22 protein-coding genes are annotated in these 25,501 nt (G+C 66.8%); 10 read left to right on the forward strand and 12 right to left on the reverse strand.

Annotated elements, in window-relative coordinates; genetic code table 11:
• Positions 1 to 43 precede the first annotated feature (43 nt).
• Positions 44 to 733 carry a YitT family protein gene (locus PUN51_RS09805; RefSeq protein ID WP_374114925.1) on the reverse strand — a complete coding sequence of 230 codons (690 nt, stop codon included), beginning with the start codon at positions 731 to 733 and terminating at the stop codon, positions 44 to 46.
• A complete protein-coding gene (gene hisC, locus PUN51_RS09810; protein ID WP_275180755.1) occupies positions 730 to 1,848 on the reverse strand; it encodes a histidinol-phosphate transaminase in 1,119 nt (372 codons plus the stop codon). The genes PUN51_RS09805 and hisC overlap by 4 nt, the downstream gene beginning before the upstream one ends.
• Before the next feature lie 83 nt (positions 1,849 to 1,931).
• Here hisC and PUN51_RS09815 point away from each other — a divergent pair, with 83 nt between their 5' ends.
• Positions 1,932 to 2,444, forward strand: a complete 513-nt coding sequence (locus PUN51_RS09815; RefSeq protein WP_201302383.1) for an Lrp/AsnC family transcriptional regulator — start codon at positions 1,932 to 1,934, stop codon at positions 2,442 to 2,444.
• Between the two features lie 215 nt (positions 2,445 to 2,659).
• A complete protein-coding gene (locus PUN51_RS09820) occupies positions 2,660 to 4,654 on the forward strand; it encodes a rhamnogalacturonan lyase (RefSeq protein ID WP_275180825.1) in 1,995 nt (664 codons plus the stop codon).
• Between the two features lie 73 nt (positions 4,655 to 4,727).
• On the opposite strand, the gene PUN51_RS09825 is transcribed toward PUN51_RS09820, so the two are convergent.
• The 3 genes from PUN51_RS09825 to PUN51_RS09835 form a co-directional block, all read right to left on the reverse strand.
• Positions 4,728 to 5,687, reverse strand: coding sequence for an SRPBCC family protein (locus PUN51_RS09825; protein ID WP_224023184.1), 960 nt, complete (start codon positions 5,685 to 5,687; stop codon positions 4,728 to 4,730).
• 138 nt (positions 5,688 to 5,825) lie between these two features.
• Complete coding sequence (locus tag PUN51_RS09830; protein WP_224023182.1) at positions 5,826 to 6,554, reverse strand: polysaccharide deacetylase family protein; 729 nt, start codon at positions 6,552 to 6,554, stop codon at positions 5,826 to 5,828.
• A gap of 227 nt (positions 6,555 to 6,781) precedes the next feature.
• The gene (locus tag PUN51_RS09835) at positions 6,782 to 9,421 is read right to left on the reverse strand and encodes an exo-rhamnogalacturonan lyase family protein (RefSeq protein ID WP_224023180.1); all 2,640 of its coding nucleotides are present in this window, start codon (positions 9,419 to 9,421) and stop codon (positions 6,782 to 6,784) included.
• A 317-nt stretch (positions 9,422 to 9,738) separates the two neighbouring features.
• Here PUN51_RS09835 and PUN51_RS09840 point away from each other — a divergent pair, with 317 nt between their 5' ends.
• On the forward strand, positions 9,739 to 10,350 hold the full coding sequence (locus tag PUN51_RS09840) for an NADPH-dependent FMN reductase (protein ID WP_224023178.1): 612 nt from the start codon (positions 9,739 to 9,741) through the stop codon (positions 10,348 to 10,350).
• A 130-nt stretch (positions 10,351 to 10,480) separates the two neighbouring features.
• Here PUN51_RS09840 and PUN51_RS09845 read toward each other — a convergent pair whose 3' ends face one another.
• Positions 10,481 to 10,957, reverse strand: coding sequence for a sensor histidine kinase (locus PUN51_RS09845; RefSeq protein ID WP_159630404.1), 477 nt, complete (start codon positions 10,955 to 10,957; stop codon positions 10,481 to 10,483).
• A gap of 200 nt (positions 10,958 to 11,157) precedes the next feature.
• Here PUN51_RS09845 and PUN51_RS09850 point away from each other — a divergent pair, with 200 nt between their 5' ends.
• Positions 11,158 to 11,910 carry a ZIP family metal transporter gene (locus tag PUN51_RS09850; protein WP_275180756.1) on the forward strand — a complete coding sequence of 251 codons (753 nt, stop codon included), beginning with the start codon at positions 11,158 to 11,160 and terminating at the stop codon, positions 11,908 to 11,910.
• Here PUN51_RS09850 and PUN51_RS09855 read toward each other — a convergent pair.
• Together PUN51_RS09855 and PUN51_RS09860 are read right to left on the reverse strand one after the other, a co-directional pair.
• The gene (locus tag PUN51_RS09855) at positions 11,888 to 12,601 is read right to left on the reverse strand and encodes an ABC transporter ATP-binding protein (protein ID WP_275180757.1); all 714 of its coding nucleotides are present in this window, start codon (positions 12,599 to 12,601) and stop codon (positions 11,888 to 11,890) included. The genes PUN51_RS09850 and PUN51_RS09855 overlap by 23 nt on opposite strands.
• 31 nt (positions 12,602 to 12,632) lie before the next feature.
• Positions 12,633 to 13,736 carry an FtsX-like permease family protein gene (locus PUN51_RS09860; protein ID WP_224023174.1) on the reverse strand — a complete coding sequence of 368 codons (1,104 nt, stop codon included), beginning with the start codon at positions 13,734 to 13,736 and terminating at the stop codon, positions 12,633 to 12,635.
• A 167-nt stretch (positions 13,737 to 13,903) separates the two neighbouring features.
• Between PUN51_RS09860 and PUN51_RS09865 the strand changes: the two genes are divergently transcribed.
• The 4 genes from PUN51_RS09865 (at position 13,904) to PUN51_RS09880 (ending at position 17,889) form a co-directional block, all read left to right on the forward strand.
• Positions 13,904 to 15,214 (forward strand): sensor histidine kinase, encoded by a 1,311-nt coding sequence (locus PUN51_RS09865; protein ID WP_275180758.1) that lies wholly within the window; start codon positions 13,904 to 13,906, stop codon positions 15,212 to 15,214.
• On the forward strand, positions 15,211 to 15,870 hold the full coding sequence (locus PUN51_RS09870; protein WP_159630414.1) for a response regulator: 660 nt from the start codon (positions 15,211 to 15,213) through the stop codon (positions 15,868 to 15,870). The genes PUN51_RS09865 and PUN51_RS09870 overlap by 4 nt, the downstream gene beginning before the upstream one ends.
• A gap of 116 nt (positions 15,871 to 15,986) precedes the next feature.
• Positions 15,987 to 17,600, forward strand: coding sequence for an AMP-binding protein (locus PUN51_RS09875; RefSeq protein WP_224023170.1), 1,614 nt, complete (start codon positions 15,987 to 15,989; stop codon positions 17,598 to 17,600).
• 103 nt (positions 17,601 to 17,703) lie between these two features.
• Complete coding sequence (locus PUN51_RS09880) at positions 17,704 to 17,889, forward strand: hypothetical protein (RefSeq protein WP_224023168.1); 186 nt, start codon at positions 17,704 to 17,706, stop codon at positions 17,887 to 17,889.
• Between the two features lie 221 nt (positions 17,890 to 18,110).
• Here the strand turns inward: PUN51_RS09880 and PUN51_RS09885 are convergent, their stop codons facing one another.
• Positions 18,111 to 18,422, reverse strand: a complete 312-nt coding sequence (locus tag PUN51_RS09885; protein WP_224023166.1) for an antibiotic biosynthesis monooxygenase family protein — start codon at positions 18,420 to 18,422, stop codon at positions 18,111 to 18,113.
• A gap of 27 nt (positions 18,423 to 18,449) precedes the next feature.
• Positions 18,450 to 18,968, reverse strand: a complete 519-nt coding sequence (locus tag PUN51_RS09890; RefSeq protein ID WP_224023164.1) for a GNAT family N-acetyltransferase — start codon at positions 18,966 to 18,968, stop codon at positions 18,450 to 18,452.
• Between the two features lie 143 nt (positions 18,969 to 19,111).
• On the opposite strand from PUN51_RS09890, the gene PUN51_RS09895 reads away from it, so the two are divergent.
• Positions 19,112 to 20,353 carry a GAF domain-containing sensor histidine kinase gene (locus PUN51_RS09895; RefSeq protein ID WP_224023162.1) on the forward strand — a complete coding sequence of 414 codons (1,242 nt, stop codon included), beginning with the start codon at positions 19,112 to 19,114 and terminating at the stop codon, positions 20,351 to 20,353.
• A gap of 64 nt (positions 20,354 to 20,417) precedes the next feature.
• Here PUN51_RS09895 and katG read toward each other — a convergent pair whose 3' ends face one another.
• On the reverse strand, positions 20,418 to 22,712 hold the full coding sequence (gene katG, locus PUN51_RS09900) for a catalase/peroxidase HPI (protein ID WP_275180759.1): 2,295 nt from the start codon (positions 22,710 to 22,712) through the stop codon (positions 20,418 to 20,420).
• A gap of 327 nt (positions 22,713 to 23,039) precedes the next feature.
• Here katG and PUN51_RS09905 point away from each other — a divergent pair, with 327 nt between their 5' ends.
• Complete coding sequence (locus PUN51_RS09905) at positions 23,040 to 24,137, forward strand: SDR family oxidoreductase (RefSeq protein WP_275180760.1); 1,098 nt, start codon at positions 23,040 to 23,042, stop codon at positions 24,135 to 24,137.
• Here PUN51_RS09905 and PUN51_RS09910 read toward each other — a convergent pair.
• Complete coding sequence (locus PUN51_RS09910) at positions 24,091 to 25,326, reverse strand: MFS transporter (RefSeq protein WP_275180761.1); 1,236 nt, start codon at positions 25,324 to 25,326, stop codon at positions 24,091 to 24,093. The two genes, PUN51_RS09905 and PUN51_RS09910, sit on opposite strands and share 47 nt — an antisense overlap.
• Positions 25,327 to 25,501: the final 175 nt, after the last annotated feature.

Below are 25,501 nucleotides of genomic sequence, written 5' to 3' on the forward strand. Positions count from 1 at the left end.
GCCCGGGAATAAAAGGGCTGGGCTCTGGCTACTTTCCGGCCTCCTATTTACCCAGGTAGCGGCCCGGGCGGTGGTTCAGCGCAAGGATGAGGTTCAGCAGCGTGGCACCGGCAGCGGACAGCAGCACCAGCATCGGCGGCACCAAAACCAGAGACGCCAGCACGATGGCAACGTCCAGCACCATCTGTACATACCCGGCGCGCCAGTTCAGCTTCTCCTGCAACAGCAGGGCAAGGATGTTGAAGCCGCCCAGGCTGGACTGGTGCCGGAACAGGATCAGGAGACCGACGCCGGCGAGCAGGTTTCCGCCCACCACGCCGTACACCGGGTCGAGGTGCAGTGACCCCAGCGCGGCAGGGTGCAGGCTTGCCATCACTGACACGAGGGCGATGGCCGCCCCGGTGCGGAGGGCGAAATTCCAGCCCTTCTTCCAGACCGCCAGCGCGAAGAACGGCAGGTTCACGGCGAAGAAGATGACACCAAACGGCAGTGCAACGGAGTAGCTGAGCAGCAGCGCCAGGCCCGCGGTGCCGCCGGTGACCGCGCCGCTGGACTTGAGGAGGAACAGGCCAAGTGAGGCCGCAAAGGTGCCGGTGAGGATGCCCAGGACGTCCTCTACCACCGAATGGCGGACGGCCGACGGCGGCACGGGACGTCCCGCCGTCGGCTCTTCCGGGTGTGTGTCCGGGGCAGCAGTGGTTGCGTCAGCGCGTGTTTCCGTGGAGGTGCTCACTGGGGGGCGCCCGCCCCAGGCAAGAACCGCCCGCGGTCTGCCAGGACTGCCAACACGCGGTCATTAGTGGCGGCATCGGCCAGGGTGATGCGCACGCCGTCCACCGCGTAGCCGCGTGCCAGGATGTCGGCCTGGGCCAGCGCGTCAAGGAGTTGCACGCGCAGCTCGTCCGAAGCCCGCAGCCAGTAGAAGTTCGCCTGGCTGTCCGGGACGTCCCAGCCCAGGCCCCGAAGTGCCCCGATCACGCGGGTCCGTTCCTGTGCCACCGCCTCGGTGCGCTCAAGGATCTCGTCCTCCGCAGCAAGCGAAGCGACCGCGGCAGCCTGCGCCATCCTGTTGACGCCAAACGGAACGGCCGTGCGCCGAAGGCCTTCGGCGATCTCCGGCCGGGCAATGGCGTAACCGATCCTCAGGCCAGCCAGTCCGTACGCCTTGGAGAAGGTCCGCAGGATGCAGAGGTTGGGGTAGCGGCGGTAGAAGTCCAGGGAGTCGACGCCCGGGCCGCGCTGGAACTCGACATACGCCTCGTCCAGGACCACCAGCACACGCGGGGGAACGGACTGGAGGAACTCCTCCAGCGCCTCCGCGCTGATGGACACCCCGGTGGGATTGTTCGGCGAGCACAGGATCACCAGCCGGGTGCGCTCCGTAATGGCCGCAGCCATGGCCGTGAGATCGTGGTGCTCATCCGCCAGCAGCGGCACGGGGACCGAAACCGCGCCCGCCACCGCCACAAGGATGGGATATGCCTCAAAGGACCGCCAGGCGTACACCACCTCGTCCCCGTGCGAGCAGACGGCGGAGATGATCTGCTGCAGCACTCCGGAGCTTCCCGGTCCGGCGGCAACCTCATCGGCGCTGACACCGAAGTGCCCGGCAATAGCCTCCCGTGCTTCCACCGCGCCCATGCTCGGGTACCGGTGGATCCTGCCGCCCTCTGCGGCAATCGCGTCGACGACGGACGGCAGGGGAGTGAAGTGGCTTTCGTTCGAGGCAAGGGCCGCGGTCAGGGCTGACTGGGCGCTCTTGCCGGCCACGTAGGCGGGAAGCTGGGCGACGGCGGCGCGGACCTCTGGTGCCGCGGCTTCTGGAAGGGTGCTGGTCATGGAAGGCATGATGGGTGAAATCAGGACGTCTGCGCAACAGAGGAGGATCGAGCAGGACAGATCCAGCAGATGTTATCTCCAGAAGTGGCAAAATGCTCACTATGCACCTCATTGATGCCCTTGACGCAGAGATCCTCCTCACACTCGACCGGGACCCGCAGGCTACTGTCCTGTCCCTCTCCCGCACGCTGGGCGTGGCCCGCAATACGGTGCATGCCCGGCTCCGCCGCCTCGCAAATGACGGCAGCCTGGCACCCTTCAGCCAGCGGGTGCGGACCGAGGCTCTTGGCCTGCCGCTCATCGCCTTCATCTCGATTTCCATCAGCCAGTCCTCCAGCGACATTGCCGTGGCAGCGCTGCAGACCATCCCGGAGATCATCGAAATGCATGCCACCACCGGCGATGCCGACCTGCTGGCCAAGGTGGCCGCGAGGGACCCGGCCGACCTGCACCGGATCACCAACGCGATGCTGGCGATTGACGGCGTCGTCCGGACCAGCACCGCCATGTCCCTGGTGGAAGTGATGCCCACCCGCACGGTGCCCCTGCTGCAGGCGGCCGCAAAGAAGCAACAGGCGTTAGAGGCACAGAAGCAATCGACCTAGAACAAATTCTCCCATTTCCTCACGGTCAAACTCTTGACCATTCTTGTAAGGCACTGATAAACCTAAAAGGCAGAAAGCGCTTTCCTCGGTGCTTGCACCTCCTCAAAATCACTCGTGAGAAGGATGCGCCGCATCGAATGAAACGTTCCAAACTGTTGTGCGGCAGACTCAGCTGCCGCCGCATCAAAGGAGATGTTCTTTTGGCAAACCCCTCAATGTGTTCCCCGAAATTCCCGGCGGGCAGGGCGCGGAAGGCTGTGCCGGCTGCCGCGGCGGCCACGCTCGCTGCAGCAGCCATGGCCTTGGCCGGTGTCCCGTTTGCTGCCGCTGATCCCGGCCCGGGAGGTCCTGCCGCTCCGGCGGCCCGCGCACACTCCGGCCTGACGCGCCAGGTGGAGAACCTGGACCGCGCCCCGGTTGCCGTCCTGACGGACCAGGGGGTCAGCCTGGGCTGGCGCATGCTGGGCCTGGACAAGGACAGCATTGGATTCCAGGTCATTCGCGACGGCGCCATTATCACCGACGAACCCATCCGGGACACCACCACGTATCTGGACCCGGATGGCACGAAGGACTCCAAGTACGTCATCAAGACCGTGGGCAACGGCAACGGGCAGGACAAACTCAGCGCCGAGTTCAGCCCGCTGGCACAGAACTATCTCCCCATCAAGCTGGACAAGCCGGCTGACGGCGTCAGTAAGGACGGAAAGCCATACTCCTACAGCGCCAACGATTCCAGCGTCGCCGACCTTGATGGTGACGGCGCCTACGAGATCATCCAGCTGTGGAACCCATCCAACGCGCAGGACAACTCCAAGTCCGGGTACACCGGCAACGTCTACGTGGACGCCTACAGGATGGACGGCACCAAGCTGTGGCGCATCGACCTGGGCCGCAACATCCGGGCGGGCGCCCACTATACGCAGATGCTGGCCTACGACTTTGACGGTGACGGCAAGGCCGAGGTGGCGTTCAAGACCGCGGACGGAACCACCGATGCGGCGGGAAGTGTCATCGGTGACGCCGCGGCCGATTACCGCACCAGTGCCGGCTATGTCCTGTCCGGACCGGAATTCCTCACGGTGTTCAACGGCGCCAGCGGCACCATCATGGACACCGTTCCCTACGATCCGCCGCGCGGCGCTGTATCCGCGTGGGGCGACAACTACGGCAACCGCGTGGACAGGTTCCTCGCCGGAGTTGCCTATTTGGACGGTGAACACCCGTCCATGATGTTCAGCCGCGGCTACTACACCCGCACGGTGCTGGTCACCTACGACCTTGTGAACGGCAAGCTGGTGAAGCGCTGGAAGTTCGATTCCGATGTGGCCGGAGCCGAGTACAAGGGCCAGGGCAACCACAACCTGTCGGTGGCGGACGTGGACTCCGACGGCAAGGACGAATTCGTCTTTGGTTCCATGACCATCGACGACGACGGCACCCCGCTCTACAACACCAGGCTGGGCCACGGCGACGCCATCCACACGGGCGATCTTGATCCTTCCCGGCCGGGGCTCGAAACCTTCGCAGTGCACGAAAGCATGAGCCAGAGCGGCAACCGCGGCGCCACGTTCCGCGATGCCGCCACCGGCGAAGTGCTGTGGAGCATCCCCGCCGTCAAGGACACCGGCCGCGGCGCCACCGGCGACATCGACCCCCGATTCCCGGGTTCTGAAAGCTGGGCCGTAGGCGGCGACGCCGCGTGGAACTCCCCGATGGGGTTCCTCATGTCCGCCAAGGGCGAGCGGATCTCGGACAAGATCCCTGCAGCCAACTTCATGGCCTGGTGGGACGGCGACCTGCTGCGGGAGATCGTGGACCACGACTTCGATGCCGTGGCCGGGTACGGCGTGCCCACCATCTCCAAGTGGAACTGGGAAACCGAATCCAGCGACCGTTTGTTGACGGCCACCGGCGCCCGCACCAACAACTACACCAAGGGCAACCCGTCGCTGCAGGCGGACCTGCTGGGCGACTGGCGGGAAGAGCTGGTGTTCCCTTCAGCGGACAGCACCGAGCTGCGGATCTACACCAGCACCTCGCCCACCGACGTCCGGCTGCGCACCCTGATGCATGACCCGATGTACCGGACCGGCGTGGCCCGCGAAACGGTGGGCTACAACCAGCCGCCGCACCCGAGCTTCTTCATCGGCGAGGGTATGCAGGCACCGGCCATGCCGGCCGTCTTCTACGCCGGAAAGGCCAAATAGGCCGGCCGAAGACGCGAAAGCGCCGCCCGCCTTGGGGGAAGGCGGGCGGCGCTTGCTTGCGGGTCAGTGCGGGTCAGTGGCCGCCGAGGTTGCCACCCACCGGCGGAAGGCCGCCCTCGGAACCGCGGTCGTCCCCGCGCCGTTCGCCGGCGCTGAGGTTCTCGCCTTCGAGCGTCTCGTCGGACTCCCCGGTGGTGTCCACCAGGCCGTTGGTCTGGTCGAAAGCGTGCCCGATCCTGTCATCGCCCAGATCGGCGACTGAACCGGTGGAGCCGGCCGCCGCCGTCGTGCCCGCTGCCGGAATCCCGACGCCTGCGTCGGCCGAGCCCGTGGTGGATCCGGTGGTCAGGGGCTCGGCGGGAACAACCGGCTCTGCCGGAACCACCGGAGTGGTCTCCGCAACCGTCACGTCATGCGTTTCCGTCTTGTCCTTGTTGCCACTGGCTGCCATCGCCGCGGCTGCACCGGCTGCTGCGGCAATGCCGACGCCGGCGGCAACCTTGCCCGAAACACCGGCCTTGCCGGAATCGCCGCGGGACGCGCCCGCGTGTTCAACACCGGGCGTGCCAACCGCGGAGCCGGCGTTGACCGATCCGCGCCAGGCGCCGCTGGCGTAGCCTTCATCCTCGATGAATTCCTTGAACTTCTGCAGGTCCGATTCCGCCTGCCGGTCAACGACGTTCAGTTTGTCGCCCACCTTCTCCACCAGGCCCTCGGGCTCGTATTCGAGGGTCAGCCGGAGGGAGGTCTGGCCGCCGCCAACGTCCTCGAAGTCCACGGCGCCGGCATTCGTGGCGCCTTCGGTGGCGGCCCAGGCAACGCGCCGGTCCGGGACCTGCTCCAGGATTTTGGCTTCCCATTGCCTGCGGACGCCGCCGATCTCGGCCACCCATTCCAACCGGTCGTCAGTGAGCTGCGTGACGCTCTTGACACCGCCCATGAAGTGCGGGAACTCCTCGAACTGGGTCCACTGGTTGTATGCGGTGCTCACCGGTACGTTCACCAGAATGCGTTTTTCCACCTTCGTGCTCATAACGTCTCCTTCGCTTTGTTACCGGGGGCTGACGACCAGGGAAAAATCATCAGCATGCTTACCAACATACCTAATAGGTGCTTCGGATTCCAGAGCGGTGGGCGACGAAGAGGTGAAACGTCCGAAAGGCGGCCTTACTCAGGGCGCCACCACAACGCCATAGGACCCTTCGTTGAGCGCGCTTGGCTTGTTGGAAGGAGCCACTACGCCGAAGTCGTAGCCCTTGGCCCGGATGGCGTCGATGGTCCTGGACAGGTAGTCCCACTGGGAGGCGGGGCAGGACAGGACGTCGTTGCCGTCGTGGAGCAGGATGATTGCACCCGGGGCAACCTCATCCAGCACGTACTTCTGGACTCCAGCTGCACCGGGGCACTCGAAGTCGCCGGGCTCGCCGACCTCCCAGTGCCACTGGATGCCGCCGCTCATGCCGAGGCTCCTGATGTATTTGAGCGCGTAGGGGGTGCTGTTGCCGAACGGGAAGCGCATCAGCACGGGTGTGGTGCCGGTGATCGAGTTGATCGCGGCATTGGTGCGGTCAACTTCCTGCTTCTGGTTCGCCTGGGTGAGGTCGGGGAAGTTGGCGTGGTCCCAGGAGTGGTTGCCGATCACATGTCCCTCGGCTTTGATCCGGCGGACCAGGTCAGGGTACTGCTGGGCGTGGGATCCCTGGAGGAAGAACGTTGCCTTGACGTTCTTTTCCTTGAGGACGTCGAGGACAAAGGCGGTGCGCTCGGCGGATGGCCCGTCGTCAAAGGTCAGGCCGATCAGCGGCTTGTCGGCGGCATGGGCTGATGCGGGGGCCCCGGCGACTAAGGCCAGAATCAAGCTCAGGGCAGCCAGGGCCATGACCGCAATCTTGCTTTTCATGGTGCTCTTTCCCTTCCCAAGGCTGCTTTCAACCTTGTTTAGGTGAGCACCCTATGACCGCCTTAAAGGGGGTGTAAACAGGTGGCAGGCGTCGACTGCGTAACTTCTCCTGCCTCCCAAAATGGTGTAATTCCGGGCGTTACCTAAGCGTTGCCTGGAAGGGAAAAGCGGACGACGGCGGCGCCCGGCCGGGTGCCACCGCCGCTGTTTCGGCCGGGCACGGTGCGTCAGTCCAGGTACTGGCCCACCAATGCAAGGTTCTGGATGACAGCAAGCCCAAACTGCGCGGTGTCATTGGTGGAGACGGTGGGCGCCTCATCCACCGGCTGCAGCACGAATGGGGGCCTGATCCGCCGCAGCGAGAACGCTGATCCATGGTTCAGGTGTTCCCCGCCCTCGGCAAAACTCTCCCAGGCCCGGGCTGCCAGGTCACGATCCTGCAACCTTGCCGCCGCGTAGGCCGTCAGGCGGCTGTGCGCCTGGGTGAGGTGGATGCCCTCCAGGGCCTGTCCTACCGCCTCCACCTGCTCCTCCTTCGTGGCCAGGAACAGCCGGCAGTATTGCAGCCAGGCCTGCTCGAACTGCGGGTCAGGGGCCAGGTCCACCAGCTCACTGCAGATCTCCACCAGCCCGAACACCGCGCTGAGGTGCGACACCGAAATCTGCTCCCGGCCGGTGTCGAACCGTCCCTTGTCCAGGTCGTACAGCGCCTCGCCGGTGAGGAAGCCGTACTTGAGCGCGCCGATGTCAGCCATGGTGCCCAGCAGCCGGTCGCGGGAGCGGGGATTGCCGGTGCGCTCCCAGTCGGTGAGCCAGGTGGCGGCGAGCGAGCCCCAGTCTGTTCCGAGACCCACGCCCAGGGCGCCGCGGTTGGGGCGGTAGGTGGCGGCGTCCGGGCGGACTTTGCGGACGGGGTCCAGCCCCAGGAAGTTTTGGTCGCTGTGCACCAGTTCGGTCAGGAGGTCGCCGGTGCGCTCGTCCGCCGTCAGGTAGTAGTAGAAGCGGCGGTAGGCGGGGGTGCTGATCCGCAGCTGCTTGGCGCTGCAGCCCCAGTGCTGGACGTTGTGCCGGGAGCCGAGGCCTTTCCATGGGCCCAGGTGGTAGACGTCCACCTCGCCGGTGTGGCGGGTCATGGCCTCGGCGAAGCGGAAGATGTCCGCCCGGCCGGAGCGCAGGTAGGAGTACCAGAGCCAGAGGTCGGGGGAGAGTTCGGAGTTGTCCCACGCATAGCCGCCCACGTCGTACCGCCACACGTGCCGGTCGAAATCGTACGTGTGCATGACGTCGCCGTAGTTCCAGAAGCCGTACCAGCGGCGCTGCTCCACCTGGCCGGCATAGAAATCGAAGAGGAAGTCCAGTCGGTCTTCCAGCCGTGCCCGTGCCGGCGTGCTCCGGTCCACCGGGGCCCAGTCGCCGAACACACCCGCGGAATGCAGGTACTCCGGCGTGGCCTGCAGCAGGGCGGGCGTGGAGGCAGCGGCGGCGTCGGCGGCCAGGCTTTCGGTTGGCGGGGTGGCCTCGTAGGCGAACAGGGTGAGTTCGTGGGTCCGGGCAATGCCCGTGGGGTTGCCGAACCCCGGCTCGTAGTCCTCATAAGTGATTTCCAAGCCTTCGAGCTGTTCCTCGAACGTGTCCTGCCCCAGGCCGTCGTGGTAGAACCGCATGTCCATGGGCTGCGCTTCGGGGGAGTACAACCATGCTGTCAGGTCGGCTTCGCTGCCAGCCGCGCCGCGGATGTCCAGCTGTCCCGGGTGGGATTGCCAGAAGTCCTTGATGCCGATTCCCAGGCCGCCGTGGGTATCGCTCAAGGAACAGAAACCGGCGGCACGGGTTCCACCGGAGATGCCCACCCAGCCGTGGCCGGCAGCCGTGCGCTTGCGCAGTTCGAAACCGTCCGCGTTGATCTGGCTGAGCGTGTAGTCACTCCACGTGGGGATCAGGTGCAGCCGGCCTGAGACCTCCGGGTTCCAGGTCTGTTCCGTGGGAGTGGCGCGTCCGGCGATCTGCGCCTCCCGCACCTCCGCCCCCGGATCCCGGCGGAGCCCGGTCAGGCCGCGGACTGCCTCGGCGAGGAAACCGCCGTCGGCTCCGGCAATGCGGATATGCCGGTTGTGCAGTTCCGCCTCCAGCGGCACGGTGAACCGTACGCCGAGTCCGGCCAGGAAGTCCCGCTCGGGGTCGCCGTCCCAGATGAAGGAGTGCACCATCCGCACGCTGCGGGCGTTGGCGTGGAAGTAGAAGCGCACCACAAAGGGCAGCCAGGCCCGCCCGTTGCCGGGGCCGTCCTGGCGGTGGCGCCCTTCCAGCCGCACCACCGCGCGGACCGGGCCGTTTTGTTCGACGGCCGCTGCGGTGACCTCTCCGGTGAAGGCCTCCCGCCGGGCCGTCCCAGCCCCTTCGGGGATGCCATCCTGCACCAGGCTGACCAGCCGGGCGTCCCGGGCAACGGTCCTGCCGTCCCGGGAAAGGCTGCTGAACAGGGTGGAACCGCCGCGGCTGATAACCATCTGCAGGACGCCGGTATCTACAGTGAAGGCGTCGGCACTTTCGGTGACCATGACTGAGGCGGAGCCCGACGACGGCTGGCCAGCCCCGGCGGGTGTGCCGGCGTCGGACGTCACGTGGTAGGTGTCCGACGGCGAGCAGGTTGCCGGGAGTGCGACCCCCGCCCACTTCAGGGATCCGTCCGGCCAGGTGGCCAGGGGCCACGCCTGGCTGGGGACGCGGGCGCCGTTGGCGTCCGCAACGGCCAGGGCCTCCACCCCGGGCACCGTGCCGCGCGGGAACGGCATGCCCCAGGTGCTTCCGCCGCTGATTTCCGCAGGGGCCTGTCCGTCGATCCACTTGATGAGGATGTTGTCAGCCATGTCATCCAATTCCACTTGTTGCTGCGCGCAGAAGACCCAACCCAGATGGGAAAGCGCTTTCTTGATTGGACTACAACGTAGTAGACCGGGGGGCGTGCATGCAAGGGGTTATTGCTAGGCGGGACGGCCGCAATGCCATGGGCGTTTCCGCTCCGCCGGAGGCCGGGACCGTTCACCCTCTGGCCGCAGCCGCCCTGGTGTGCTGGACTGATGAGGCACTGGGCACCAACCGCCGCTTCCGGCCCGTGCCGGGGACGGCACCATTTCCAGCCACACTCAGCCAGCCGGCGCGGACCGGCTGTTGGAAAGGATCCCTCATGGCAACGTACAAGATCGGATATTTCGTGGGCAGCCTGGCAAGCGGCTCCATCAACAGGGTCCTGGCCAAGGCCTTGATCAAGCTCGCTCCGGAGGAATTGGAATTCACCGAGATCCCCATCAAGGACCTCCCGCTGTACAGCTACGACTATGACGCCGACTTCCCGCCCGAGGGCCGTGCCCTCAAGGAAGCCATCGAGGCCGCCGACGGGATCCTGTTCGTCTCGCCCGAATACAACCGCTCCATCCCCGGCGCCCTAAAAAACGCCATCGACTGGGGTTCCCGCCCGTGGGGAACCAACTCTTTTGCCCGCAAGCCCACCGGCATCATTGGCGCCTCGCCGGGCAGCATCGGCACGGCGGTGATGCAGTCCTCCATGCGCAGCGTCCTGAGCTTCCTCGACGCGCCGCAGCTGAATGCGCCGGAGGCGTACATCACCTACAAGGCAGAAGCCTTTGGGGACGACGGCGAGGTCAAGGATGCGTCCACCGCCAAGTTCCTGGGGCACTACATGGACGAGTATGCAGCCTTCGTGGCGAGGGTCCTGGCTGCGAACGCCCCGGGCCACATCGGTGACCTGGAACCGGACGCCGCCAAGCTTTCCCGGTAGTTCGGTTCTCCACCAGGCAGTTTTCCATCAGGCGGTTCCACCACGCATACGGATGCCCTCCGTCCCAGCAACGGCGGGCATCCGAGTTTATGGGCAGGCGGGTTTGGCGCCTGCGATCCGGGCGTGCGGGTCAGTCCAGCGGAAGCGTCACGGTCACGCTGGTGCCCATCCCCGGGGTGGCGTTGATATCAACGGCCCCGCCCGCTTCCTGCACGGCGACAGCCATGAGCCGCAGGCCATAGCCGTGGTGCCGCCCGCACGTGGCGAGGTCGCTGTCAAAGCCTGTGCCGTCGTCGGCCACCACCAGGCGGATGCCGTGGTCAACGGCTGCCAGCTGGATGGTGAGCGTGTGCGCAGCGGAGTACTTGAAGGCGTTGCTGAGTGCCTCGCGGGCGGACTGGTACAGGAGGGACGCGGAGTCCGCCGGGATCTCGATGCCCCAGTGTGGAGTATCCCAGTGGACCACGGTCCCGCGCTGCCGCAAGGGCGCCGTGAGCCGGTCGATGCAGCCGGCGAGGCCCAACGTGTGGAAATCCAGCGGCTGCCGGTCTGTCAGCACACCGCCCACGGTTGTGACGTCGCTGTCCAACGCTGTTCTGCTTCCCATGACTTCCTGCTCCCCACAAGCTGGTTGGTCTGATCTCTCCAGCGTGGACCCGCAAGGTATGGGGATCGTAAGGTTTGGCTCAAGATCCCATCAATTCTGCGCGCGGCGCCCCACGGACCGGGTACGGCCGGCTGGCCGCCCAGCGAGCCTCCCGGGACGGCCCTCTGTTTCAGTTCTGCGCAGCTGGGGACGGGACACGTATGCCTACTTGGTTGATGTCACTTGTATGGGGCACCGGTGCCGGTGCCGCGCTGGTCCTGGGAGCAGCTGTGTCCTGGCGGTGGTCCATACCGTCCAAGGTGGTGTCCACCATCATGTCGTTCGGCGCGGGCGTGCTGATCTCTGCCCTGGCCTTTGAGCTGGTGGACGAGGCCGTCAAGGGCGGCGGCCTGTGGCCTACGGTGGCAGGGTTCCTGGCCGGCGCGGTGGTGTACGTCGGTGCCAATATGCTCAGGGCCAGGGCCGGTGCCAAGCACCGCAAGCGGTCCGGAGACCAGCAGCCCTCCGAAAAAGACGATCCCGGCAGCGGCACGGCAATCGCCGTCGGAGCGCTGCTGGACGGCGTCCCGGAGTCCGTAGTCCTTGGCGTCGGCCTGCTGGCCGGGGGAGCGGTGAGTCCTGCCATGCTGGCCGCCGTTTTCATCTCCAACGTGCCCGAAGGGCTTTCCGGGACAGCCGGCATGAAGAAGGCCGGCCGGAGCAGGGGGTACGTGTTCGGACTGTGGGGCGGCATCGCGATCCTGAGCGGGGTGGCCGCGCTGCTGGGGTATGTGGCGCTGGAGGATGCGCCGGACGAGCTGGTCGCGTTCATTACGTCCGTGGCGGCCGGCGGCATCCTGGCCATGCTGGCGGACACCATGATCCCGGAGGCCTTTGAGGAGCATCACAACCTCACCGGGCTGACAGCATCCGTGGGGTTCCTGACAGCGTTTACGGTGCACCACTTGGGCTGAGGGCACTGACGGGCGCAGTGAGCCTGCCGTCCCGCATGGTGGCCACCGCGTCCGTCAGGGGCACGAACTCGGTGTCATGCGTGACCATCACCGTGGCCACGCCAAACTCCGTGGTCACCTGCCGAAGCAGTCCCACGATGGCCGCGCTCCGTTCGTGGTCCAGCGCCGCCGTCGGCTCATCCACCAGCAGTACCTTGGGGCTTCCCATGAGCGCCCGGGCGATGTTGACGCGCTGGCGCTGGCCGCCGGAGAGCTGGTGGGGCAGCTTGTCCGCGCCCGCGGAAAGACCCACCACGTCCAGCAGCCCCGCTGCCCTCGCACGGGCTGCTTTGGCGGTTTTTCCCCGCAGGTGGGCGCTGATGACGAGCTGTTCGACGGCGGTGAGTGACGGCAGCAGGTTGGGCTGCTGGAAGATGATGCCCACTTTTTCGCGCCGCAGCGCGGTGAGCTCCTTGTCCTTGAGGCCCGCCGTATCGGCGCCATCAATGAGGACCTGCCCGCGGGTCGGCCGGACCAGGGTGGCGGCGGTGGCCAGGAGGCTGGATTTGCCGGATCCTGAGGGGCCCACGAGGGAGACCAGCTGGCCCGCGCTTGCGGTGAGGCTGACCTGGTCCAGGGCGGTGGTGGTCCCGCCGCCGTCCGGGTATTCGAGGGTGACGTTGACCAGGCTCAAGGGAGCGGTTGTGGCCATGGTGGGTTCCTTTCGGGGGAGGGAAGAGGGGTTAGTTGCCGCCGAGCGCGAGGAGCGCATCGACTTTGGTGACGCGGCGGACAGCCAGCGCGGCACCGGCCAGGCCCAGGGCAACGATCCCGACGACGGGAATCACCGTGGTGCCCAGGCTCAGCTGGAAGGGGGCGGCCTGGGCCGCGAACGCTCCGGCGGCAACACCCACGGCCCCGCCCGCTCCGGCGCCCGCCAGCAGCACAATGGCGGCCTGGGTCATGGCGTCGCGCAGGATGTAGGTGCTGGGCGCGCCCATGGCTTTGAGGACGGCGATGTCCCTGGTGCGCTGGATGGTCCAGACGCTCAGGAAGGCCACGATCACCAGTGCCGAAATTCCGTACAGGAACGCCTGCATCAGGGCCAGCGACCCGTTTTCGCTTTTGAAGGAGCCCAGGGCCTGGAAGGATCCGGTGCGCGACGCGCTGACGGTGTGGGCTGCAGCGTTCGCCGCCGCCTCATCCACTGTGGCCCCGTTCGCATAGGTGACGGCGACGACCGTGGCCAGCTGTCCGCCGTCGGACACGTGTGCCGCCTTGGCCCACGCGGGCAGCGCGGTCCACACCACGCTGGTGTGCGCGTACCACTGGTCCGGCACCACGGCCGCGACCGAAAGTTCCACGCCGCCCAAAGACAGCTTGCCGCCCTGGCCCACCGACAGGGCCTCCGCCACCGAGGAGCCCACCACGGCCGTGCCGGTGGAGACCTCCGCGGGTGGCAGCGGACTGCCCTGCGCGACGCCGAACAGGGCAACATTCGCTGTCCCCGAACCCTCCGCCGTCTGCGCCCGGGTCTGGATGATGCCCAGCGGTTCGGCGGACCGGACCCCGGGCCGGTCCTTCCAGCTGTCCACCTGGGCGGCGGTCACGGCGCTTTCGGTGAAGGACGCCTTGGGGGAACCGGTGCCGGGGGCGCCGAAGACGATGGTGTCCACAGGGCTGGCCGCAGCTGCCCCGAGCCTGGCGATGGCGGACGTGGATTGCTCGGCAAGGCCCGCGGTCAGGCCGGACAGCATGACCAGCAGCAGGGTGATCAGGGCTACGACGCCGCCCATCATGGCGAACCGGCCTTTGGCGAAGCGGATATCGCGGATTGCCAGGAACACGTTGTTTCTTCTCTCAGCAGGGGTGAATTGTTCTGTAGTTCCACCATCCCGGCCGGAGCCTCCACGGACATCGCGGGGATGGTTGATCCGCGGGCATGGAACGGTTGAGCCCGGAGTCAACCTTTCGGTTGATCCGCTCCCCGCAGTCCCCGGCATAAGCTGATGAAATGCCTGCCACTCCCTTGCCAACACCACCGGAGAAGGCCGCAGGTGTTTCCGGGCGGGGGCCGCTGAATGCCCTGGAAAACGCATCATCCGCAGCTATCCTCCGAGTCCTGCGGGTCACGCTGCACACCGGGTTCGCGCTGCTGCTGGCCGTCGGCCTGGTCCGGATGCTGATGGCGGGAGGTGCCCTGCGCTGGGTGTGGGCCAGCGCCGCTGTGGTCCTCGCTGCTGTCTACCTGGCCGGCACAGTCCTGGAAAAGCGCCATGCCGAGGGCCGGACCGTTGTGGATCCCCGCCGCTACGGTTTGCTCTGGCTGGGCCTGGTCACGGCCCTGTGGGTTTTCCTGCTGGCCGGCAGCGCCGATTTCGCCTGGCTGGCGTTCCCCATCTTTTTCCTGCACCTTCATTTGCTGCCACGGCGCGCCGCGCTCCTGACCATCGCGCTGATGACGGTGGCGGTCATCGCTTCCCAATGGGCTGCCAGCGGCGCTCCTGTCCCGCACGCTGCGGCCGTCGTCGGGCCTGTCCTGGGCGCGATCTTTTCCGTCATCACCGGCCTGGCCTACGCAGCCCTGTACCGCGAGGCGGAAAACCAACGGCGCGCGGCGGACGAGCTGCGGCGGACACGGGAGGAGCTGGCCCGGTCCCAGCACCAGGCGGGCGTACTGGCCGAGCGGGAGCGGCTGGCCCGGGAAATCCACGACACGCTGGCGCAAGGCCTGTCCAGCATCGTGCTGCTGGGCCGGGCCGCAGGGCAGTCCCTCGCCGACGGTGATCTCGCCACGGCTTCAGGGCGGCTGGCGCTGGTGCAGCAGACCGCGGCGGATAATCTGGCCGAGGCCCGCAGTTTTGTCCGCGGCCTGTCCTCACCCCAGCTGGAGGGCACCACCTTGGTGGAGGCCCTGGGACGGCTGTGCGAGAGGACCTGGACAGACGCCGAGGCCGCGGGGGCGCCCCTGCACTGCCGCCTGGAGGTGGACGGGGAGCCACAGGACCTGCCCCAGCCTGTCCGCATTGCCCTGCTGCGGGCGGCGCAGGCGAGCCTTGCGAACGTCCGCGAACACGCCCGGGCAAGCACCGCCGTCGTCAGCCTTGCCTTCCTGGGCAGTGAAGTGACCATGGACGTGTACGACGACGGCACGGGCTTTGACCCGCCAGATCGGGAAAGTGCCGCGGGCGCAGCGGACGGCAGCGGCTTTGGGCTGCGCTCGCTGCGGGAACGGGTCGCCGCCTTGAACGGCACGCTGGCGGTGGAGTCGGCGCCGGGCGAGGGCACAGTGGTGGCCATCAGGCTCCCGGTGGAGGAACCGTGAGCGACATACGGGTATTGCTGGTGGACGACCACCCTGTGGTCCGCGCCGGGCTGCGTGCCATGCTCACCGGCTTTGAAGGCATTTCGATCGCCGCGGAGGCCCCTGACGGCAGGGCAGCGCTGAAGGAACTGGCCCGGTTGACCGCCCTGGGTGAAGCGCCGGATGTGGTCCTCATGGACCTGCAGATGGGGGACGACATGGACGGCGTCACGGCCACGGCCGAGATCCGGAAGCTCGATGCTCCGCCGCCGGTGCTCATCCTCACCACCTATGACACCGACGCGGACATCCTCGCCGCCGTGGAGGCAGGGGCCAGTGGCTACATGTTGAAGGACGCCCCGCCGGAGCAGCTGCGGCAAGCGGTGCTGCAGGCTGCCGCCGGCGGCACGGTCCTGGCACCGCGGGCGGCCGCGCTGCTGATGAACCGGATCAGCAACCCCGGCACGTCGCTGACCCCGCGGGAAGTGCAGCTGCTGGAACTGCTGGCCACGGGCCTGTCCAACCGCGCCATTGCCAGGCAGGTCTTCATTTCGGAGGCGACCGTGAAGACCCACCTGGTGCACATCTACGGCAAGCTCGGCGTGGACAACCGCACGGCCGCCATCGCTGCCGCCACGCAGCGGCGGATCATCCGGCCGCCCGGCGCCAAGGGGTGACCTGTCGGCGCATGACAGCAGGGCGCGGCATGTGACGGCGATCTCAGTGCAGTAGGTTGATTCCACCGTGTTACACATGCCGGTGCTTCAAGGTGCTGTTGTTCAAAGGAGAATGAATGTCCCGTCCGGTTCCAGCCGTCGATGCCCTTCTCGCCACCTACGGTGCGCCGGACGCCTGCGCGGCCGAGCTCCTGTGTGACAGCCACGATCCCGATGCCGTTGCCTTCACAGTGGTCGCAGCTGACTTTTCGGCGGAGGACATTACCTACGGCCAGCTGCGGGAGCGGTCGGAACGGGGAGCCGCCGCCCTGGCGGAACTGGGGGTCGGCCCCGGGGACGCGGTGGCCACCCTGATGGGAAAGTCGGCAGACCTGGCGGTTATGCTCCTGGCCATTTGGCGGCGCGGGGCCGTCCATGTGCCCTTGTTCACGGCCTTCGCGTGGCCCGCCATCGAACTCCGCCTTACCGCTTCCCGTGCCAAGGTGGTGATCACCGACCCCGACCAGCGGGCGAAGATCCAGGAAACCGGCGCCGCCGTGGTGGTTGCCGGCGAAGAAGCCTCCGCGCCGGACCTGGCGCTCACGCCGCTCCTGGCCCGGCAGCGGCCGGGGATCGCCTCCGAAGCTGTGGGAGGGGACGGCGGCCTGGTCCTCATCTTTACGTCCGGCACCACGGGCGCCCCCAAGGGCGTGCCGGTGCCGGTCCGGGCGTTGGCAGCGTTCCGCCAGTACATCGAACTGGGCCTGGACGTCAGTGAAGGGGATGTCTTCTGGAATGCCGCAGACCCCGGCTGGGCGTACGGCCTGTACTACGGGATCCTCGGTCCCATGGCGGCGGGACGGCGGAACATCCTGCTGCGCCCCGGGTTCTCCCCGGAACTCAGCTTCAAGGTGCTGGAGGCGTTCTCGGTGACCAACTTCGCCGCCGCGCCTACCGTGTACCGCACCATGCGGGCCAAGGCCGGCGCCGGAACCGGGCCGTTCCAGCTTCGGCGCGCTTCATCCGCCGGCGAACCGCTGACCCCTGAAGTGATCAGCTGGGCCCGGGAGGTGCTGGGCGTTCCGGTGCGGGACCACTACGGGCAGACCGAACACGGAATGATGATCATCAACGCCTGGCATGACGATGTGAGGACGGAACTGAGGCCGGGTTCCATGGGCCGGCCCTTGCCGGGGTGGAGCTGCGCGGTCCTCAAGGACAATGCCGACGAGCCGGCCGCGCCCGGCGAGCTGGGCCGCGTCGCCGTCAACGTGGCGGAAAGTCCCATGATGTGGTTCAAGGGCTACCAGGATGCGCCGAAGAAGACCGCCGAAAGGTTCAGCGCGGACGGCAAGTGGTACCTGACCGGGGACGCGGGCATGGTGGACGCGGACGGTTACTACTTCTTCTCCTCCCGCGATGATGACGTGATCATCATGGCCGGATACCGGATTGGCCCGTTCGACGTGGAAAGCGTCCTGGCCACGCATCCGGCGGTCCTGGAATGTGCCGTGGTGGGCGCTCCCGACGAACTGCGCGGTGAAGTCCTGGAGGCCTACGTGGTCCTGGCGGACGGCACCGCCGCCAGTGATGCCCTGCTGGTTGAACTCCAGACCATGGTCAAGACGCAGTTCGCCGCCCATGCCTATCCGCGCCGCATCCACTTCGTTGCGGACCTGCCCAAGACGCCGTCGGGAAAGCTCCAGCGCTACATCCTGAGGCAGCAGCGGGCAGCGGCCCCCGGCAGCTAGCGGGCGGCGGTTTTTGGGGGACGGGCAGAAAACCTCAAGCTGTTCCGGAGCCTTTTCCGGCACCGGCTGTTAGCGTTGAGGCCCAGCCACAGAAGGAGGAGCGATGTCTATCAATTCACCTGATTCACTGCCTGAGGACGAGCCGCAGGAGGACACGGCCGCCAGGAAAGGCAACCCCGACGGCGGGATCCCCGGCGGGAAAGACGGCGTCGGGATCTCCGGTGGGGCCGAGCCCAACACTTTTGAGCCGGAGGAGGACCCCGACGCCTCGGCGGGCCCGGCAGACTAAAGGGCCTCGCGGACTAGAGGGCCCCGCAGATTGAAGGGACCCGGGGCCACCCTCAAAGTTCCATCAAGATTGGCCAAAGCCGCTGCAATCTGTGATTTCCGCAAGCTACCGGCCGGTAATTTATAACTGTTTCCAACGCCAGTTCCCCGGCAGGAAGCAAGGAGCCCCCGCGCTGGAGCGAGACTCGCGCGGGGGCTTCCCCCCAACGTCCGCGGCGCGGCTTATGACGCGGCTTTCGGCGCGGCGCTAACTGTTTCGAAGTGCTCCACCACCGGAAACGGCTCATAGAAGCGGTGCAGCAAAGAACGCCACTGCTGGTACCCCGGGGATCCCCTGAAGCCCACTGTATGGTCTTCCAGCGACTCCCATTCAACGAGCAGCAGGTACGTTTGGGGAGATTCAATCGAGCGCAACAAAGACATGGCGAGGAAGCCCGGCATTGAAGCGATGATGTGCCGGGCCTGGGCGAAAGCTTCCTCGAAGTCCTCTTCCCGGCCGGGTATGACCGGAAGCAGCGCGTGTTCTGTGATCACCCGCCAAGTTTGGCACGCGTTCGCCGGCTATTCGGTGTCGATCCAGTAGCGGCGCTTGCCGTTGCGCGTGTCCTCGTATTGGCCGCCGTTCTTTTCGATGGTTGCCCGCGAGCCGGCGTTGTCCTCGTCGCACGTCAGGAGAACCTGCGTGATTCCCAATGCCCGTGCCAGGGGCAGCGCATCGGCAAGTGCTTTCGCGGCATGGCCGCGGCGCCTGGCGGAGGGCCGGACGCTGTAGCCGATGTGCCCCCCTTCGTTGAGGAGGTGGTCGTTCAGCCCGTGCCTGATGGCCAGGGACCCAAGGAAGGTGCCGCCGTCGGCAATCCATAGATAGGTGCAGGGCACGTAGCCCGGCTTCCGCACGGTTTCCGGCTGCGCGTCTTTGATGAGGGCATCGACGAAGCGGCCAAAGACGGCGGGGTCCTGGAGATCGTCCGGGGACCAGCCCTCGGCGCCTGCGCCGTCCAGGTGGGCACCTTGGAACTCCGCAGTTCCTTCCAGCCAGGAAGAGTGGAGGGCTGGGTCCGGGACGATGAGTTGGGCCATAACTGGATCCTATGCCGCCTGCCGGAGCAATGCCTCTGAATCCCGGCCCGCGGCAGAGGAGCGGGGAAACGTATTCCCGGGACACGGGTGGTGGCCTGTACTATCTCCCCGGGGACCCCTTTGCGGTCTGGGAAGGGACGTTCATGGTTGGCACGCACTCGATGACAGCAGCGCTCAGCGATCCACTCGGACGGGACGAATTACTGCAGGAGTACGGATTCACCTTCGCCAACGGCGGGGGACGCCAGCGGAGCGTTGATCAGGCGCTTTCAACGGAACCCCTCGAAAACCTTGTCCAGCTTGCCGCAAAGCTCTGCGGCGTCCCCTACGGCGTGATTAACGTTGTCACGTCCGATGAGCAACAGCAGGTGGCCGCCGTCGGCTTTGAGGCCGCCGTCTGCGCCCGGGAGGACTCCATGTGCGCACAAGTCTTCCTCTCGGGGAAGACAACAGTTGTCCCGGACGCATCCCTGGACCCCCGCCTCGCATCGAATCCGTTTGTGACAGGGGAAATTGCCGCCGTCCGGTTCTATGCTTCGGTTCCGTTGGAGACGTCGTCCGGGTTCGTGCTGGGGTCGCTGTGCGTCTTTTCCAATTCTGCGGGCACACCCGATAAGGACCAGCTGGACATGCTGGAGATCCTGGCCCGCCAGGCAGTGCAGCTGCTTGAGCTCCAGCGGCGCACGCTGCAGTTGAACAGTGCCCTCGACGAGGTGCGGGAAAGCAACGCCAAGCTGGCGGAGTTTGCAGGACGCGTCAGCCATGACCTGCGCGGACCACTCACCACCATGCTGGGCTACGTGGAGATGGCAGAGGATGAAGTGGACGGGGACCACCCGGCGGCCGAGTATCTGCAGATCATCGGCGCCAGCGGCCACCGCATGCTGACCATGCTTGAGGACGTCCTGACCTACTCACGGATGGGCGGTGTCCTCCAGCGGCAGCACGTATCCCTTCAGGACGTGGCGGCCGAAGTGGCCAGGGATTTGGGCCTGTCCTTCGGGCCCGGCGCCGTCCTGGACAGCGGGGAGATGAAGCTCCACGTGGACCCCGGGCAGTTGCGCACCCTGCTGCAGAACCTGGTGGCCAACGCCATGAACTACCGGAGCCCGGACCGGGACCTCAGCGTGCGCATCAGCGGCATTTCGAATTACCACGGAACCACTGTGCTGGTGGCGGACAACGGCAAGGGCATTGCGCCGGTGGACCGGCAGCGCGTGCTGGAACCACTGGTCCGGCTGCACCGCGACGGGGACGGGCACGGCTCCGGCCTTGGGTTGGCCATCTGCCGCCGCATTGTTGAGGCGCACGGTGGGGAATTGAGCTTGAAGGAATCACCCGGCGGCGGGACCACGGCGGTCATCAGCTTCCCGGCCGACCAATAAAGCCGCCTCAGCAGGTCCGGGCCGGCTGCGGAATGCAGCCGGCCCGGAGCCTGGATTGTGGAGGCTAGTTCAGGTCGAACCGGTCCAGTTCCATGACCTTTGCCCAGGCGGCCACGAAGTCGTTCACGAACTTCTCCTTGGCGTCATCGCTGGCGTAGACCTCGGCCAGTGCCCGCAGCTGGGAGTTGGAACCGAAGACCAGGTCCACCGGGGTGGCCGTCCACTTGAGTTCACCGGTGGCAACATCGGTGATCTCGTAGAAGTTCTCCTCCGACTCCGACGCCTTCCATTTGGTGCCGGGCGAGAGCAGGTTGACGAAGAAGTCGTTCGTCAGGACCTGCGGCTTGTCCGTCAGCACACCGTGGCTGGAGCCGGCCACGTTGGTGCCCAGGGCACGCATGCCGCCCACCAGCGCCGTCATCTCGGGCGCGGAGAGGTCCAGCATGTACGCCTTGTCCAGCAGGAGGGTCTCCGGCTGGACCTTCGCACCGGGGCGCAGATAGTTGCGGAACCCGTCGGCCCGCGGCTCCAGGTACTGGAAGGATTCGACGTCGGTCTGTTCCTGCGTAGCGTCCGTGCGGCCCGGACGGAACGGCACCGTGACGGGGAACCCGGCGTCGGCTGCTGCCTTTTCCACGGCAGCAGCGCCGCCCAGGACGATAAGGTCCGCGAGTGAGACCTTCTTGCCGCCGGACTGTGCCGAGTTGAACTCCTCCTGCACGCGCTCAAGTACGGGAAGCACGGCAGCCAGCTGCTCCGGTTCGTGGGCCTCCCAGCTGCGCTGCGGCTCCAGCCTGATCCGGGCGCCGTTGGCCCCGCCGCGGCGGTCCGTCTTTCGGTAGGTTGCAGCCGATGCCCAGGCTGTGCTGGCCAGCTGCGGGATGGTCAGTCCGGAGTCAAGGAGCTTGGCCTTGAGCTCGGCAATGTCCTGTTCGCCGATCAGTTCGTGGTCGACGGCGGGGACCGGATCCTGCCACAGCTGTGCCTCCGGAACCCAGGGCCCCAGCATGTGCGGGCCCACTGGTCCCATGTCGCGGTGCAGCAGCTTGTACCAGGCCTTGGCGAAGGCCAGGGCGAACTGGTCCGGGTTCTCCAGGAAACGCCGGCCGATCTTCTCGTACTCCGGGTCGAAACGCAGCGACAGGTCCGTGGTCAGCATGGTGGGCCGGTGCTTCTTGTTGGGGTCGTGCGCGTCCGGGATGATCTCGGGGGCGTCCTTGGCGACCCACTGGTGGGCGCCGCCGGGGCTCTCGACCAGTTCCCATTCGTATTCGAAGAGGATCTCCAGGAAGCGGTTGCTCCACTGCGTGGGCTTGTCCGTCCACGTGACCTCCAGCCCGGAGGTGATGGTGTCGCCGCCCGTGCCGCTGCCGTAGGTGCTGAGCCAGCCCAGGCCCTGCGCCTCAAGGTCCGCCCCCTCGGGTTCGGGGCCCACGTGTGCGTCTGCGGGGCCGGCGCCGTGGGTCTTGCCGAACGTGTGGCCGCCGGCGATCAGCGCGAAAGTCTCTTCGTCGTTCATCGCCATGCGCTTGAACGTCTCACGGATGAACGCGGCAGCAGCCACGGGATCCGGGTTGCCCATGGGGCCTTCGGGGTTGACGTAGATGAGGCCCATTTCGGTGGAACCGACGTTGTCCGCCATAGTGCCCTCACCGGTGTACCGCTCGTCACCGAGCCAGGCGTCCTCCGGGCCCCAGAAGATCTGCTCGGGCTCCCACACGTCCTCGCGGCCAAAGGCGAAACCGAACGTCTTGAAGCCCATGGACTCAAGGGCAACGTTGCCGGCGAGGACCAACAGGTCCGCCCAGGAAAGCTTCTGGCCGTACTTCTGCTTGACGGGCCACAGCAGGCGGCGGGCCTTGTCCAGGTTGGCGTTGTCCGGCCAGCTGTTCAGCGGCGCGAACCGCTGGCTGCCGTCGCCCGCTCCGCCGCGGCCGTCGTGGACGCGGTAGGTTCCGGCGGCGTGCCAGCTCAGGCGGATCATCAGTCCGCCGTAGTGGCCGAAGTCCGCCGGCCACCAGTCCTGGGAAGTGGTCAGCACCTGGCTGATGTCCTGCTTGAGGGCTTCGACGTCGAGCTTCTGGAATTCCTCGCGGTAGCTGAAGGACGGCCCAAGCGGGTTGCTCGCCTGGCCGTGCGTGTGCAGCACGGAGAGGTCCAGCTGGTTGGGCCACCAGTCCTGGTTGGTCCGTGGCCGGTGCCCCTTGGGTGTCGGCGAATCGATCGCAGGGTTTTCGCTTTCACTGCCCTGGGCGGTGGCACTGCCATGAGCCACCGGGCACCCGCCCTCAACCTTCTGGTCCAGGCCCTGTGCGCTCCCGGGAGTGGGGACCGGGGGATGGTCTTGGGGATCGGTCATGTGCTTATTCCTTCCGTTGGGCCGAGGCCGCGGTTGGACTCGGGCAGCCGGTGCAACCCTCCTATTTGACCATGGACGGGTGACAGGGAGAGACCCTCCTACGCCATGGGTGAAACCCGGCCTGTCACCGCCCCGCACCCTGCAATTTGTCCGGAACCTCCTGTCCGCCACTTGCCGGCGCCGGAATATCTGGCTGACGCTCCGACTTGTCGCCAGAGGGTCCATGGTGGCCCACTGTCCCGGCGTAACGCAGCGCGCGGGCCTCCGCCCAGGCGTGAGGCCGCGCTGACGCGCGGATGCAACCAAGCACCTACGAAGAGGAGCACTATGACCATCGGATCAGGATCAGGAACAGCAGCGGGCAACGGACGGACAGCGCTGGTGGTAGGGGCCACCGGCATCGCAGGGTCCGCACTGGTGGATACCCTGGTGGGCGAAGGCTGGACAGTCCTGGCCTTGTCCCGCCGGCCAGGTCCCGGACGCGCCGGCGTCAGGTGGCTCTCCGCGGACCTGACCTCGGCCGAATCCCTTGCCGCTGTGCTGGGTCCGGAGAACCCGTCACATGTCTTCTTCACCGCATGGTCGCGCCGCGCCACCGAGGAAGAGAACATCGCCGTCAATGCGGGCATGGTTCGTGAGCTCCTCTCAGCACTGCAGGGCAAGGACGTGGCCCACGTTGCCCTGATGACCGGACTCAAGCATTACCTGGGACCGTTCGAGGCATACGCCGCCGGAGAAATGCCGGACACCCCCTTCCACGAGGAGGAACCGCGCCTTCCGGTGCCGAACTTCTATTACGCCCAGGAGGACGAGCTCTGGGCGGCCGCGGCCCGGCAGGGGTTCACCTGGTCCGTCCACCGCGCCCACACGGTAATCGGGCATGCGGTGGGCAACGCCATGAACATGGGACTCACACTCGCCGCGCAGGCCACCCTGTGCCGGGACAGCGGGCAGCCGTTCATCTTCCCGGGGTCGGAAACGCAGTGGAACGGGCTCACGGACATGACGGATGCCGGCCTGCTCGCCGAGCACATGCTCTGGGCTTCAACCACCCCCGCGGCCGCTGACGAGGCCTTCAACATCGTCAACGGCGACGTGTTCCGCTGGCGCTGGATGTGGCCGAAACTCGCCGCCTACTTCGGCCTGGAGTGGGAGGGATACCAGGCAAAGCCCCATCCCCTTGAGCAGTCCATGGCGGGCCGGGAGGAGCAGTGGCGGCGGATCGCCGCGGAACACAACCTCAGCGAACCGGACCTGGACCGGGTGGCCAGCTGGTGGCATACGGACGGAGACCTGGGCCGCGGCATCGAGGTGGTGACGGACATGGGGAAGAGCCGTGACGCCGGCTTTACCGGGTACCGGCGGACGCTGGACGCCTTTACGTCGCTGTTTGACCGCTACCGCGCCGAGAAGCTGATTCCCTGATGACACGGTCGCGGCCGGCGAACAACCCGGTCACTGCCAGGATGGCCATGGCACCGGCGGTGCCGAGCAGTGGAAGCGTCCAGTCCCCGCTGGCATCCTTGAGGGCACCGAAGGCCACCGGGCCCACCGCGGCCAGCCCGTAGCCCACGGACTGTGCCATGCCGGACAGGGATGCTGCCTGCGGGTGGTTCACCGTCCGGAGGCTGAACAGCGACAGGGCAATGACAATGAGGCTTCCGCATCCGACGGCGCCCAACAGGACCCACAGGAGGACGAGGTCCGGCGCGAGTGCCAGGCCCAGGAAGGTCACGAACACCAACGCCCCGCTGGCGAAGGACACCACCCGCTGGTCGGGTCCCCGGTGCAGGACCGCGCCCGTCCCCAGGCTGGCGAACACGCTGATCAGCAGGAAGACGGAAAGGTGTACGCCGGCAGTGGTGGCGGGGATCCCGCGGCTTTGCTCGATGGTGGGCAGCCAGGCCATCAGGACATAGAAGGCGATCGACTGCAGCCCCATAAACGCCGTCACCTGCCAGCCCAGTGCTGAGCCCCAGGGCGATCGGTGTGCCCGTTCCTGCGGTGCGGCGTGCGCGGCGCTTGTTCCGTGGCGGCGCAACCATGGCAGCAGCACGGCCATGGCGATGAGGGCCAGCCCCACCCAGGCGCCGAGGGCGAGCCGCCATCCTGCCGGCGACGTTTGGGCCACGGGAACGACGACGGCGGCCCCCACCGCTGCGAACGCGGCCTGGGCAGCGGTATAGCTGCCGGTGACCTGGCTGACCCGCAACGGAAAGTCCCGCTTGACGAGGGAGGGGACCAGGACGTTGAGGAACGCGATGGCCACGCCGATCAGGACCGTCCCGGCCCAGATGAAGCCGGGCACGGGCAGGGAGCGGAGCACGATGCCGGAGGCGAGGATCAGCAATGACATCCACAGTGCCCGGTCCAGGCCCAGCCGGGCAGCAAAGCCGGGCGCAAGGGGCGAGAAGACAGCGAACGCGATGAGCGGGAGGCCGGTGAGGAATCCCGCTGCGGCACTTGACAATCCCAGGTCGCTGCTGATGTTGACCAGGACCGGTCCGACGCTGACAAAGGACACCCGAAGGTTGACTGCGATGAGCAGGACGCCGATGAAGGCGACTCCGAACCTGGCAGTGTTCTGGGAGGGGTTCCGTGTGCCGGCAAACATCGTTGTTTCTTCCATCCTTCGGTGGGGCGGCGCGTTCTTGGCGCCCATCCAGTTCTCTCACACCCATGTACCCACCGGCCCGGCTGGATCCCCGGCGAGTCCCCCGAATACGCCGTGGGAGAACCTGCAAAGTTCTGGCTTGATGGCCCGGTCAAGTCCCAGCTGCTGGACGTAA

Origin of the sequence: Arthrobacter sp. NQ4 (assembly GCF_029077345.1) — a bacterium.
Taxonomy (GTDB): Bacteria; Actinomycetota; Actinomycetes; order Actinomycetales; family Micrococcaceae; genus Arthrobacter.

What these genes read in the sequence shown, in the direction of transcription:
- hisC (WP_275180755.1), bottom strand. Translation starts at nt 1,848, where the DNA reads ATGCCTTCCATGACCAGCACCCTTCCAGAAGCCGCGGCACCAGAGGTC.
- PUN51_RS09815 (WP_201302383.1), top strand. Translation starts at nt 1,932, where the DNA reads ATGCTCACTATGCACCTCATTGATGCCCTTGACGCAGAGATCCTCCTC.
- PUN51_RS09820 (WP_275180825.1), top strand. Translation starts at nt 2,660, where the DNA reads ATGTGTTCCCCGAAATTCCCGGCGGGCAGGGCGCGGAAGGCTGTGCCG.
- PUN51_RS09825 (WP_224023184.1), bottom strand. Translation starts at nt 5,687, where the DNA reads ATGAGCACGAAGGTGGAAAAACGCATTCTGGTGAACGTACCGGTGAGC.
- PUN51_RS09830 (WP_224023182.1), bottom strand. Translation starts at nt 6,554, where the DNA reads ATGAAAAGCAAGATTGCGGTCATGGCCCTGGCTGCCCTGAGCTTGATT.
- PUN51_RS09835 (WP_224023180.1), bottom strand. Translation starts at nt 9,421, where the DNA reads ATGGCTGACAACATCCTCATCAAGTGGATCGACGGACAGGCCCCTGCG.
- PUN51_RS09840 (WP_224023178.1), top strand. Translation starts at nt 9,739, where the DNA reads ATGGCAACGTACAAGATCGGATATTTCGTGGGCAGCCTGGCAAGCGGC.
- PUN51_RS09845 (WP_159630404.1), bottom strand. Translation starts at nt 10,957, where the DNA reads ATGGGAAGCAGAACAGCGTTGGACAGCGACGTCACAACCGTGGGCGGT.
- PUN51_RS09850 (WP_275180756.1), top strand. Translation starts at nt 11,158, where the DNA reads ATGCCTACTTGGTTGATGTCACTTGTATGGGGCACCGGTGCCGGTGCC.
- PUN51_RS09855 (WP_275180757.1), bottom strand. Translation starts at nt 12,601, where the DNA reads ATGGCCACAACCGCTCCCTTGAGCCTGGTCAACGTCACCCTCGAATAC.
- PUN51_RS09865 (WP_275180758.1), top strand. Translation starts at nt 13,904, where the DNA reads ATGCCTGCCACTCCCTTGCCAACACCACCGGAGAAGGCCGCAGGTGTT.
- PUN51_RS09875 (WP_224023170.1), top strand. Translation starts at nt 15,987, where the DNA reads ATGTCCCGTCCGGTTCCAGCCGTCGATGCCCTTCTCGCCACCTACGGT.
- PUN51_RS09880 (WP_224023168.1), top strand. Translation starts at nt 17,704, where the DNA reads ATGTCTATCAATTCACCTGATTCACTGCCTGAGGACGAGCCGCAGGAG.
- PUN51_RS09890 (WP_224023164.1), bottom strand. Translation starts at nt 18,968, where the DNA reads ATGGCCCAACTCATCGTCCCGGACCCAGCCCTCCACTCTTCCTGGCTG.
- PUN51_RS09895 (WP_224023162.1), top strand. Translation starts at nt 19,112, where the DNA reads ATGGTTGGCACGCACTCGATGACAGCAGCGCTCAGCGATCCACTCGGA.
- katG (WP_275180759.1), bottom strand. Translation starts at nt 22,712, where the DNA reads ATGACCGATCCCCAAGACCATCCCCCGGTCCCCACTCCCGGGAGCGCA.
- PUN51_RS09905 (WP_275180760.1), top strand. Translation starts at nt 23,040, where the DNA reads ATGACCATCGGATCAGGATCAGGAACAGCAGCGGGCAACGGACGGACA.
- PUN51_RS09910 (WP_275180761.1), bottom strand. Translation starts at nt 25,326, where the DNA reads ATGTTTGCCGGCACACGGAACCCCTCCCAGAACACTGCCAGGTTCGGA.